Origin of the sequence: Salinivibrio sp. MA607 (assembly GCF_001996245.1) — a bacterium.
In the GTDB taxonomy this organism is placed as follows: domain Bacteria; phylum Pseudomonadota; class Gammaproteobacteria; order Enterobacterales; family Vibrionaceae; genus Salinivibrio; species Salinivibrio costicola.
The window spans coordinates 36,552-48,249 of the sequence record NZ_MUFJ01000016.1 but is presented as its reverse complement, the minus strand read 5'-3'; the positions used below and the strand labels follow the sequence as shown (position 1 = coordinate 48,249).

The following is an 11,698-nucleotide window of genomic DNA, read 5'->3' as shown; positions in this document are numbered from 1 at the left end:
CAGACATACTGTTAGGAGTTTACATGCAAGAGCAACCAAAATTAAAAGACCTGCTGGAGTTTCCTTGCCAATTTACCTACAAGGTCGTGGGCCAAGCGAAACCTGAGCTACCGGATCAAGTGTTAAGCGTTATTCAACGCCATGCGCCGGGAGACTATAGCCCCGCCGTCAAACCGAGTGCAAAAGGCAACTATCACTCGGTGTCTATTACCATTAAAGCGACCTCCATTGAGCAAGTTGAGACGCTTTATAAAGAACTCAGCGATATTGATATCGTCCGTATGGTTCTTTAATTCAAATACCCACACGACTGGCGGCTTTTAATCACGCCGCCAGGCTCTATAATATCGCCACTGACAACAATATGGGAAATGGGTTTGCAGCACCAACTCGTTGTGAGACACCTCGGCCGTCAACCGTATTCACGTGTTTGGGAACAGATGCGTGACTTCACCGACACACGTGATGAACAGACCCAAGATGAGGTCTGGTTGGTTGAACATGACCCCGTTTTTACCCAAGGGCAAGCGGGAAAAACGGAACATATTTTGGTCCCGGGAGACATTCCAGTCGTACAATCAGACCGTGGGGGGCAAGTTACCTATCATGGTCCCGGTCAGCTGATTGCCTATTTCCTGATTAATCTTAAAAGAAAAAAAGTCGGTGTGCGGGCACTGGTTAGTCATATTGAAAATCTAGTCGTTGACACGCTGGCACACTTCCACGTCGACGCTTACGCGCGACCCGATGCACCTGGCGTTTACGTTAACGATGCAAAAATATGTTCTCTTGGGCTCCGCATCCGTCGCGGATGCTCATTCCACGGATTGGCACTAAACATCAATATGGATTTATCACCATTCCAGCGCATCAACCCATGTGGGTATGCCGGTATGGCCATGACGCAACTGAGCGATCAGGTTGATCACGTCACACTCGCTGACGTCCAACCTGTGCTGGTAGACACTTTAACTCAACAGTTAGGTTACTCTCAGGTTGAGTTTACAACGGAAAGCAGCGATTTATGAGCAAACCGATTCAGATGGAACGCGGCGTTAAATACCGCGACGCCGATAAAATGGCGCTTATCCCGGTCAAAAATATGCAGACCGAGCAAAAAGAAGTGCTGCGCAAGCCTGATTGGATGAAAATCAAGCTCCCGGCTGAAACTGCGCGTATAAAAGAAATTAAAGACGCGATGCGTAAAAATAACCTCCACTCGGTGTGTGAGGAAGCGTCGTGTCCTAACTTGGCTGAGTGCTTTAGCCACGGTACGGCAACCTTTATGATTCTAGGTGCCATCTGTACACGTCGTTGCCCTTTCTGTGATGTGGCCCATGGCCGCCCTGTGGCTCCTGACAGTGAAGAGCCAAAGCATTTGGCACAAACTATCAAGGACATGAAGCTACGTTATGTAGTGATCACCTCGGTGGATCGTGACGATCTCCGCGACGGCGGCGCTCAGCATTTTGTCGATTGCACCCGAGAGATCCGTGCGCTTAACCCTGATATTCAAATAGAGACACTGGTCCCTGACTTCCGTGGTCGTATGGATAAAGCCCTCGATATTTTGCGTGACAATCCACCCGATGTGTTCAACCACAACCTTGAAACGGCACCGCGTTTGTACCGAAAAGCGCGCCCCGGTGCTAATTATCAGTGGTCACTGGATCTGTTGCAAAAGTTTGGCGAAATGCATCCAGACGTACCAACCAAGTCAGGCTTGATGATGGGTCTCGGTGAGACCAAAGAAGAAATTGTTGAGGTGCTCAAAGACTTACGTGCGCATGGTGTCACAATGCTAACGCTAGGACAGTACCTCGCCCCAAGCCGTCACCACTTGCCGGTTGAGCGCTATGTGCCACCAGAAGAATTCGATGAACTAAAAGAAATCGCGTTAGATCTTGGCTTTACACATGCAGCTTGTGGCCCGTTTGTTCGCTCCTCTTATCATGCAGACTTACAAGCAAAAGGCGTTGAAGTGAAATAGTCTTATCGCGTGGGTACATGGTAAATAGTGGGTACACGGATAAATAAGAAAAAGCCGCAAGTGCTGAATGCACTTGCGGCTTTTCTAGTCGGTTATGACTGACTAACTTTCGCCATTATACGCGCGATAAGTAATCAGCCTTACCAACCCATTTATAGGTCGTTAGCTCTTCGAGTCCCATCGGACCGCGGGCATGGAGCTTTTGAGTGGATACCGCCACTTCAGCGCCAAGACCAAACTGCGCACCATCGGTAAAACGCGTTGATGCATTGACATACACAGCCGCCGATCCGGCACCGTTGATAAAGGCTTCAGCCGATTGTAAATCATTAGTCAGTATGGCATCGGAGTGACTCGCGTTATGGGTCCTCATGTGCGCAAGCGCCTGATCCACGTCATCAACAACAGCCACACCCAGTGTCGGCCCTAGCCACTCAGTATCAAAGTCACCCGTTTGTGCTTCACGTAACTGCTCAACACCATCCAGATAGGGTAATGCACTTGATGCGGCAACAACATTCAGCTTATGTTGATTAAACAGCGTGACTAAACGCGAGAACAACTGCGCAGCTACGTCCTTATGCACTAACAAGGTGTCTAATGCATTGCACGCTGATGGGCGATCTGCTTTTGCATTGAGGATCACCTCTGGCGCTCTATCAAGATCAGCACTGTGATCAACATACAGATGACTAATACCAAAACCACCGATAATGACAGGAATGGTACTGTTTTGCTTGCACATTTTATGCAGCCCTGCCCCACCACGGGGAATAATCATATCGACGTAATCATCAAGGGTCAGCAGTTCAGAGACGAGGGCGCGATCAGGCTTATCAATATACTGAACGGACGCGAGCGGAAGGCCCGCTTTTTCTAACCCAGTTTGGATCACATTCACCAGCACCTGGTTGGTTGCGAACGTTTCTTTGCCGCCGCGTAAAATGCTGGCGTTGCCGGTTTTCAAACATAATGCGGCAATATCGATGGTGACATTTGGACGCGCTTCATAAATCACACCAATCACGCCCAGAGGCTCACGTCGCTTGGATAATGACAGGCCATTTTCGAGCAGTTTATGATCGAACTGTTGACCGACAGGATCGGCTAATGCGATGACTTGCCTAACGTCTTTTGCCATATTGGTGAGACGTTCTGGGGTCAGTGTGAGTCTATCCAACATCGCGGCATCCATCTGTGCCTCGCGAGCGGCGGCAAGATCGATTTGGTTTGCGGCTAAAATGGCCGCCTGCTGTGCATCAAGTTCATCGGCAATGATCGCTAACGCCTGGTTTTTCGTCGCGGTCGATGTGATTGCCAGTTGGTAAGCGGCATCTTTTGCCGACTTACCCATCGTTTGTAAGCTCATCTGTTATTCGTCTCTTCTATTCTTCTCTGCTTGGATGTTATTCGTCGATGACCACAAGATCGTCGCGATGCATCGCAACCGGTCCATACTCATAGCCTAAAATATCTGCAATCTGTTGGCTATGTGCGCCGGCAATACGGCGCAAATCACGTGCGGCATAACGACAGATCCCCCGGGCCAGACACTTACCATCAACCGATTCAATACGTGCCACTTCGCCACGGACAAACTCGCCTTTCACAGCGACAATCCCTTTGCTCAACAAACTGCTTCCGTTTTGCGTCACTGCTGTGGCGGCACCGGCATCTACCACGATCTCGCCTGCTGGAGGAGGACCCGCCAAAATCCAACGCTTGCGGCTTTCTAACGGACTGTCTAAGGGTAAAAAGCGTGTCCCCGCATTATCACCGGCGGCAGCTTTTTGGATCACCTCCGGCTTACTGCCTGCTGCAATGGTGACTTCGACACCGGCTCGACGACCAATATCCGCCGCTTGCAGTTTGGTCGCCATACCTCCGGTGCCCAAGCCACCGACACTGCCTCCGGCTAATTTGCGTAAGGTTTCATCAATCGTGTGCACTTCACGAATTAATTCAGCGTCAGGATTCGCGCGAGGATCGGCGGTAAATAGGCCAGGCTGATCCGTTAAGAGCAAAAGCTTGTCAGCATCCGCTAAAATCGCGACCAGTGCCGACAAGTTATCATTGTCTCCAACTTTTATTTCAGCGGTGGCCACCGCATCGTTTTCGTTCACAATCGGGATGATACCGTTATCTAGCAACGCATGAAGCATGTCACGGGCATTGAGAAAACGTTCTCGGTGTTCTAAATCGGCGCGAGTTAATAACATTTGCCCAACCTGAAAGCCGTATAAACTAAACAGGTGTTCCCACGTTTGAATCAAACGACACTGGCCAACGGCGGCAAGCATTTGCTTATTTGCAACCGTATCGGCTAATACCGGATAACCAAGATGCTCTCGCCCTGCTGCAATGGCTGCAGATGAGACGATAATGACCTGATGGCCTTGTTGTCTTAACCTTGCACATTGGCGGACTAACTCAACCATATGTGCTTGATCCAGGCGCGTCGAGCCGCCCGTAAGCACACTGGTGCCCAATTTAACCACGAGAGTTTGCGAGGGAATGTTGGCTGCTAGGCCACCATCTTGAAATGCGTCTTGAATAGTCATGCTTGCCTGATCCACAAAAGCTTAGGTGTCTCTTTTATCAATCCCTTGCTCATTTAACAAGAGCTGGGATCAGGCAATTCACGGTTACTTGGCGCCCGTCAGTTTAGGCTCGGTGAGCGCGGCGCTGGGTGACAAGGATAGATCGAGCTCTTGGTCTAGCAAGGTATACAGCTTGGTATAAAAGTTAGTTAGCGTTTTGTCTACCGCTTCCCTCGCCTCTTGAGGAATTGACTCATTCACCCAATCCCCTTTGTGGTCATAAAGACCAAACCCATAGCGATAATTGAACCCGTCTTCGGTGGGGGCTAACTCAAACCACCATCCCCAGAATTCTCGCGCATCAGGATCTTTTTCCGCATCCACACATACGGACAGGCTATCAAAAAAGTAACGTTCTGGTGCCGATATCCCCTCTCGAAAATAGGGGCCCAAAGCCGTAAATCGCGTTTTTAATCGTCCATGTGAAAGCGTCGTTTTATCGCTCATCGTGTCCTCCAGTGGCACTTTAACGTCCTTGTACATGGTATATCATGCGGTTAACGTTCAGGTGAATGTCAATCCTTCGCTTTCGGCGGTAGATCACACCTTCGATGCGGGCCACCGCCTCTTATGATAGGTTTAAAGCATGTCTGTAAACCATTTGACGGTTTCTGTGAGTGCACGATGATAGCCATCGTGTAATGGCGTGTTTGGGAGGGTAACGGCTTTCCCTCCGCGACTGTATCGCGCGATCAACTGGTTATCTGACTCCGGACACACAGGATCATCTTTTAAGCTTAGCGCGAGAATCGGTACGTCTGTGCGGCGGCCAGTGAGCAGACCTTGATTTTTTAATGACCACGCTTGTAAGCGCGTTTTCAAGGTATCGATAGGCAGCCGGCGTCCTATGCGAGAGCCTAAGGTATCTAGGTACATGGGTGGCATTTTCTTCATTCTTGTCGCATCGGTGAGTAATGCATGCACAATCCCCCCCAGTGACGCACTGGCCTTGATACGATGTGGTTCTAAAAATGCCATCCGTACTGCTGGGTTAGCCCCAAAACGGATACCCATGGTGCCGACGCGATGGTGATCCGCCCATGGCACATCAGCGAGCTTATCAAGCATCGCCGCATGCAAGCGGCTGGTGTCTTCGTTTAAATGCCAGTGGCTGCTGTGGCCCACCGATGGCATATCAAGCGTCAGTACCGCGATATCGGCAGGAGCAAAGTAATCGACAAATAAGCGCCAGAGATCGGTTTGTAAACTATCAAGGCTGCCACTCAAGATCACAACCGGCAAGGTGGCGTCTGTACGTGGTAAATAGAGATACCCTTTTAACGTCTTACCGTCTAATTGCGTTTCGACAGTCTTCACCGTAAACGGCAGTTGTGACATTGCTTTTTCAAACGCTTTAAATGCCAAGGTTTCGGCCTGTAAGGCAAGGTTGTCCCCTTTAAGATGAGGGTAAGCCGCGATACCAAAGTAAGTACACGCCTGAAGCCACTGTTCACTCGCCTGCTCAGCCTTTCCTTCATCCGCCAACACTTTGGCTTTTTTTTGGTGTTGCATCCCTACCGCGGTCCACTCATAGTTCCAATTACCCGCTCGGTAACCTTCAACCGTATCCAATAACGCATCAACAGAACGGGTATTGTCAGAAGAGGCAATACGAGAAAAGATCGCTTCCATTTCGACCGGGTCGACCCCTTGCCAAGTCCACTGACCACGACGACGCATACGGTACCAACTCGATTCGCTGTCACCATCAAATGCCGAGTAATTGGCTTGCTGGCTTTGTTGAACTGCACCAAATAGTGTTGATGTTTCAGTAGCATGTTTGTGTTTAGCAAAAAGCGTCACCGATAGGTTTTGTGATTCTTTCTTGGACACACCCACTCCTAGGCTTTTTTGTAACGTGATGTTAGTTTAAACCATACACATAGCAAGACCATGATTTTCCGCACTTAATCACAGGAATAAAAACGCCGCGTGAAAACGCGGCGTTTTGGCTCAATCCGGTACGCTATTTACGTTGCCAACGGCATTTATTTTGCAATCGGATCAACATAGCTGACCGCCATATCCCAAGGCTGCTCAATCCAAGTATCTTGCGGAATATCAACGACGTAGTCATCAACAAGAGACTTGCCCGCTGGCTTCGCACTCACGGTCACAAAACGTGCTTTGGGGTAGAGTTGACGCACCATTTCAGCCGTCCCGCCCGTATCCACGAGATCGTCAACCACAATAAAACCGTCACCATCACCGGGCGCTTGCTTGACGACACGCATATCGCGTTGATGGTCGTGGTCATAACTGGAAATACAGACTGTGTCGACATGGCGAATACCCAGCTCACGGGCAAGAATGGCAGCAGGGACCAAACCACCGCGGGTAACGGCGATAATACCTTGCCATTGCTCTGCGGGAAGCAACTTTTCTGCCAATTGCCGGGTGTACATCTGCATATTGTCCCAGGTAATAATAAACTTAGTGCTCATGGTGAAAACCTCGTGGCGTCTCTCGCCTTATTTTAATGTCAATGTGGGCAAGTTGCTTTACACTAAGAAGACAAACTTGAGTAAGAACAACCCCGCCAAAATCCAGATACTGACAGGAACTTCTCGCCCTTTGCCCGCAAAGGTTTTTACGGCACAAAACGCAATAAAGCCAAGCCCAATACCGCTTGCTATTGAATAAGTCAGCGGCATCAGCAAACACACCACCACAACAGGCGCAGCCTCAGTCAGATCACGCCAATTAATGCTCACCAAACCTGACATCATCAAGATGGCCACATAAAATAAGGCGCCAGCAGTCGCATAGGCAGGCACCATACCTGCTAACGGTGCAAAAAAGAGCGCCAGTAAAAACAGAATACCAACAACCACAGCGGTCAATCCCGTGCGACCGCCAGCGGCAACCCCTGATACGCTCTCAATGTAAGACGTTGTGTTTGACGTGCCTAAAAGCGCCCCGACTGATGTCGCGGTACTATCTGCCAGTAATGCACGATTTAAGCGCGGTAGTTTACCATCTTTATCCAAAAGTTCCGCGCGCTGTGCCACACCCACTAAGGTTCCTGCAGTATCAAAAAGATCGACAAATAAAAATGCGAACACAATCGACACTAATCCCACTTCAAACGCGCCAGAAAAATCGAGTTGCATAAAGGTCGGCGCTAAACTCGGCGGCGCGGACATCACACCACCGTATGCCACATCACCGGCGATGACACCGATGATCGTGACCGCCAAAATGGCAATCATTACCGCCCCTTTCATTCCTCGGTGCACCAAACCGATGGTCAGAAAGAAACCAAGTGCCGCCATGGCGGGAGCAAAGGCTGTCACATCACCGAGCGCAACCAATGTTGCTGGGTGGTCAACGACAATCCCGGCGTTTTGCAACGCAATGAGCGCCAAAAAAAGTCCGATACCGGCTGATATACCGGTTCGTAGTGCCATTGGAATCGAATTAATGATCCATTCACGCACGCGCAAGACACTCAACAAAATGAAACATAACCCGGAGATAAATACGGCGGCTAACGCAACCTGCCAAGAGTGTCCCATTTGTAAAACCACGGTGTAGGTAAAAAAGGCATTCAGTCCCATCCCCGGCGCCTGTGCGACTGGATAGTTTGCCACAATCCCCATCACTAGACAGCCAACCGCTGCCGCTAGACAGGTCGCGACAAAGACAGCGCCTTTATCCATGCCTGCCTCAGCCAAAATAGAGGGATTGACGAAAATGATATACGCCATGGTTAAAAAAGTGGTGAACCCGGCGATGACTTCAGTACGAAGATCGGTGCCGTGGGCTTTAAGTTGAAATAAACGCTCTAACATCGGTTTTGTCCCAAACTAAAAAGTGATGTATCGCTAGATACCAAAAGGAAAACGTTTGCGTATTTAAAATTGGCGCAAATCTTACCGATCGATCGCTAAAATTTCCAGCGCTAAAATCATTTAGTAGTGACGAGGAGGTAGAGGAAGAGAACATTCTGTGGCAGCGCGTCGATATAACTAGACAAGTACGATTTATAGACAAAAAACTTATAAAAAAAACGCCACACATTGTGTGGCGCCAGAATAAAAGCTTTTGCTTTCTGGATCAGAAATTTCTCTGTAAGAGCGGGGGAATCATAAAACTTACTTGCGGTAGCCGAACGAAGCCGGATACGTAAAACCTTTGGTGTAGACTGACTGCTGATTCCAGTAGTAGCTCGATACCATGCCTTCCATTTTTACCTCTCTCAAGTTTAAACCAATGTTGTTCACATTTATCTCGGTTCCTTGGAGGCGAATGCTCGGGTTCACTCCATGAACAACTGGCAAGCGATGTTGCCAATGTCTAGATAATATACCAAAGGTAATTTATTTACAAGCTTTAAGGTGATGGGAGTCACAAAAAGTTCATATATGTAATTTAATTACAATAATAACGCCTAGTTTGATTGGCATAGCGGGTTTTTATCCATGTCTGTTGCCGTGATAGCGACAGTGATATGCTTGGGTTTGTTTTTCCATTTCAGTGAGACCTGCTGCATAAAAGGTCAACCATAAAATATAATGGAGTTTATCGTGTCTGACATTAGCCAATTATCACCGCGCCCTGTTTGGGCGTTTTTCGACCAAATCTGTGCTATCCCTCATCCTTCTTATCATGAGTCACAGTTAGCCCAGTTTATTATCGATTGGGCAAAGGGACGTGGTTTAGCGGTTCGTCAGGATAACGCCGGTAACCTATTCATTCGTAAACCAGCCACTCCCGGCATGGAGAACCGCAAGGGCGTAGTCTTACAAGCCCACCTCGATATGGTGCCTCAGAAGAATGAAAATACCGATCACGATTTTACCCGCGATCCTATTCGTCCCTATGTGGATGGGGAGTGGGTCACTGCCGATGGCACCACGTTAGGTGCGGATAACGGTATGGGGATGGCATCCTGCCTTGCTGTTCTCGATGCCGATGATATCGAGCACGGTCCACTTGAAGTATTGCTCACCACCAACGAAGAAGCAGGTATGGATGGCGCGTTTGGGCTTGAAGCAGGCTGGCTAACAGGTGACATACTGCTCAATACCGACTCAGAGCAAGAAGGGGAAGTGTACATGGGCTGCGCGGGTGGCGTGGATGCCAGTATGCATTTTCCACTCGAGCGACAAGCGATAGAGGAAGATCTGGCACGCTTTACGATTGGCATTAAAGGATTAAAAGGGGGCCACTCGGGCGTGGATATTCACACGGGCCGAGCGAATGCCAATAAATTATTAGCCCGTTTTCTGAGCCATCATCTTGATGATGTCGACATGAGCCTACTCGCGATACGTGGTGGTACATTACGCAATGCCATTCCTCGTGAAGCGTTTGCCGATATTGCCGTGCCTGCATCGCAAAAAGACGCACTGGCTGGCGCTGTTGACCGGTTCGCGACGCTGCTACAAGACGAGTTAGGCCGCTTGGAAGAGCAAGTGACCTTGGTAATGGAATCCACTGACAATGCAACTAATCCTCTCACACGCGCCGTCCAATCACGTTTATTAGCGGCCTTAAATGCTGCGCCTAACGGGGTAGTGAGAATGAGTGATGATGTCCCTGGCGTGGTCGAAACATCACTTAACCTCGGCGTGATTAATACTGAGGAAGATAAAATTACCGCCTTATTTCTGATCCGTTCATTGATCGACTCAGGCCGTGAAAACGTGCAAAGCATGCTGCAATCACTGGCAAGCTTAGCGAATGTTAATGTCGAGTTTTCAGGCGCCTACCCAGGTTGGAAACCGGATCCCGATTCAGAGATTATGCATATTTTCCGCGATACCTATGAAGGAATCTATCAGCGTAAACCTGACATCATGGTCATTCATGCGGGGCTAGAGTGTGGCCTATTTAAACAGCCCTATCCCAACATGGATATGATTTCATTTGGTCCGACTATCAAGTTTCCGCACTCTCCCGATGAGAAAGTAAATATCGATAGTGTTGGGCACTATTGGCAACAAATGCAGGCGATTTTAAAAGCGATTCCAGTTAAAACGGCCTAGCCGAGTAGACTCAGTTGGGGGGCGGTATCGTCTCCCAACCCAACCGACAAACCAATCAGGCGAATACCTCGCCCTTCCCCTCGATAAAAGGCTTCGTGTAACAAGGTATCAAACAAGGCGCGGTCCAAGGACTCACATCGGTGTGCGACCGTGGTGGTTTGAAAGTCATTAAACTTCATTTTGATCCCTTGCCGGCAAATTCGTCCCCCTGCATCAGCTTTTTCTAATCGCGTCAGCAATTCATCGTATAAACGATCAATCCACGGCAAACAGGCATCAAGCAAGTTTAGATCCTCAGACAAGGTTTTTTCGACTCCGACGGATTTCCGTATACGCTCAACTTGCACCTCACGTCGGTCAATGCCATGAGCACGCTGCCAAAGCACGGAACCAAATTTACCAAAGCGCTGGACAAGCATTGATGGATCCGCGGTTTGAATATCATGGCAGGTAAACAGATTCCATTCATGCAACTTGGTCAAGGTGACCCGTCCCACACCAGGAATAGACTGTAAAGGGAGATCGCGAACAAAGTGTTCAACTTGGTCGGGTGACACCACGCAAATACCATCGGGTTTGTTTTTATCCGACGCTACTTTGGCGATAAATTTAATCGGCGCCACGCCCGCTGAGGCCGTTAATCCTAACTCATGACGAATGTCTCGCCGAATTGCTTCGGCTATTAAGGTTGCAGAATTTTGATAACATTGAGTCTCAGAGACATCGAGGTAGGCTTCATCAAGGGAAAGCGGTTCTATGGTATCGGTATAGCGATGAAAAATAGCATGCAACTGTTGAGAGATGCGACGATATTTCGCCATGTCGCCACGCATCACTGTCAAGCCGGGACACAGCTTTAATGCTTGAGCGGTGGCCATCGCAGAACGTATGCCAAACCGCCGCGCGGGATAATTACAGGTAGCAATGACACCGCGTCCATCGGCAGAGCCACCAATGGCTAAAGGAATAGACTGTAAAGCCGGATTATCGCGCATTTCTACTGCGGCATAAAAACAATCCATATCAATATGAATGATTTTTCTGCTCATGCTCCGGCCTTTTCATCAGAGTTCAGACGGGTTAGCCACGCGCTTTATAAAATGACGCGTTGGCAA

General features: G+C 49.0%; 12 protein-coding genes. 4 read left to right on the top strand and 8 right to left on the bottom strand.

From position 1 onward, the window contains the following. Positions 1-23 precede the first annotated feature (23 nt). From ybeD to lipA, 3 genes are all read left to right on the top strand, one after another. Positions 24-293: a DUF493 family protein YbeD gene (ybeD, locus tag BZG81_RS09245; RefSeq protein ID WP_025744456.1), complete on the top strand. Its 270-nt coding sequence runs from the start codon at positions 24-26 to the stop codon at positions 291-293. A gap of 78 nt (positions 294-371) precedes the next feature. Next, positions 372-1,028, top strand: a complete 657-nt coding sequence (gene lipB, locus BZG81_RS09240; RefSeq protein ID WP_037367580.1) for a lipoyl(octanoyl) transferase LipB — start codon at positions 372-374, stop codon at positions 1,026-1,028. Continuing rightward, positions 1,025-1,990 carry a lipoyl synthase gene (gene lipA, locus BZG81_RS09235; protein ID WP_077575954.1) on the top strand — a complete coding sequence of 322 codons (966 nt, stop codon included), beginning with the start codon at positions 1,025-1,027 and terminating at the stop codon, positions 1,988-1,990. The genes lipB and lipA overlap by 4 nt, the downstream gene beginning before the upstream one ends. A gap of 115 nt (positions 1,991-2,105) precedes the next feature. Here the strand turns inward: lipA and BZG81_RS09230 are convergent, their stop codons facing one another. The 7 genes from BZG81_RS09230 to BZG81_RS15855 form a co-directional block, all read right to left on the bottom strand. After that, entirely contained in the window at positions 2,106-3,359 is a 1,254-nt protein-coding gene (locus BZG81_RS09230) for a glutamate-5-semialdehyde dehydrogenase (protein ID WP_077669012.1), read from the bottom strand. Positions 3,360-3,396: 37 nt separating this feature from the next. Beyond that, the gene (gene proB / locus BZG81_RS09225; protein ID WP_077461622.1) at positions 3,397-4,551 is read right to left on the bottom strand and encodes a glutamate 5-kinase; all 1,155 of its coding nucleotides are present in this window, start codon (positions 4,549-4,551) and stop codon (positions 3,397-3,399) included. An 84-nt stretch (positions 4,552-4,635) separates the two neighbouring features. Next, complete coding sequence (gene crl, locus BZG81_RS09220) at positions 4,636-5,037, bottom strand: sigma factor-binding protein Crl (RefSeq protein ID WP_077461623.1); 402 nt, start codon at positions 5,035-5,037, stop codon at positions 4,636-4,638. A 132-nt stretch (positions 5,038-5,169) separates the two neighbouring features. After that, entirely contained in the window at positions 5,170-6,423 is a 1,254-nt protein-coding gene (frsA, locus tag BZG81_RS09215) for an esterase FrsA (protein ID WP_077461624.1), read from the bottom strand. Between the two features lie 155 nt (positions 6,424-6,578). Continuing rightward, positions 6,579-7,034, bottom strand: coding sequence for a xanthine phosphoribosyltransferase (gene gpt, locus BZG81_RS09210; RefSeq protein WP_025744451.1), 456 nt, complete (start codon positions 7,032-7,034; stop codon positions 6,579-6,581). Positions 7,035-7,091: 57 nt separating this feature from the next. Beyond that, entirely contained in the window at positions 7,092-8,384 is a 1,293-nt protein-coding gene (locus BZG81_RS09205; protein ID WP_021024131.1) for an NCS2 family permease, read from the bottom strand. Positions 8,385-8,687: 303 nt separating this feature from the next. Beyond that, entirely contained in the window at positions 8,688-8,816 is a 129-nt protein-coding gene (locus BZG81_RS15855; protein WP_269087431.1) for a hypothetical protein, read from the bottom strand. Positions 8,817-9,119: 303 nt separating this feature from the next. On the opposite strand from BZG81_RS15855, the gene BZG81_RS09200 reads away from it, so the two are divergent. Further along, entirely contained in the window at positions 9,120-10,583 is a 1,464-nt protein-coding gene (locus BZG81_RS09200) for an aminoacyl-histidine dipeptidase (RefSeq protein ID WP_101494536.1), read from the top strand. On the opposite strand, the gene dinB is transcribed toward BZG81_RS09200, so the two are convergent. Beyond that, a complete protein-coding gene (gene dinB, locus BZG81_RS09195) occupies positions 10,580-11,632 on the bottom strand; it encodes a DNA polymerase IV (protein WP_021024133.1) in 1,053 nt (350 codons plus the stop codon). The two genes, BZG81_RS09200 and dinB, sit on opposite strands and share 4 nt — an antisense overlap. Between the last annotated feature and the right edge of the window lie 66 nt (positions 11,633-11,698).

Coding starts and splice junctions, on each gene's coding strand:
- dinB (WP_021024133.1), bottom strand. CDS start 11,632: ATGAGCAGAAAAATCATTCATATTGATATGGATTGTTTTTATGCCGCA.
- ybeD (WP_025744456.1), top strand. CDS start 24: ATGCAAGAGCAACCAAAATTAAAAGACCTGCTGGAGTTTCCTTGCCAA.
- lipB (WP_037367580.1), top strand. CDS start 372: ATGGGTTTGCAGCACCAACTCGTTGTGAGACACCTCGGCCGTCAACCG.
- BZG81_RS09205 (WP_021024131.1), bottom strand. CDS start 8,384: ATGTTAGAGCGTTTATTTCAACTTAAAGCCCACGGCACCGATCTTCGT.
- BZG81_RS09230 (WP_077669012.1), bottom strand. CDS start 3,359: ATGAGCTTACAAACGATGGGTAAGTCGGCAAAAGATGCCGCTTACCAA.
- lipA (WP_077575954.1), top strand. CDS start 1,025: ATGAGCAAACCGATTCAGATGGAACGCGGCGTTAAATACCGCGACGCC.
- crl (WP_077461623.1), bottom strand. CDS start 5,037: ATGAGCGATAAAACGACGCTTTCACATGGACGATTAAAAACGCGATTT.
- proB (WP_077461622.1), bottom strand. CDS start 4,551: ATGACTATTCAAGACGCATTTCAAGATGGTGGCCTAGCAGCCAACATT.
- gpt (WP_025744451.1), bottom strand. CDS start 7,034: ATGAGCACTAAGTTTATTATTACCTGGGACAATATGCAGATGTACACC.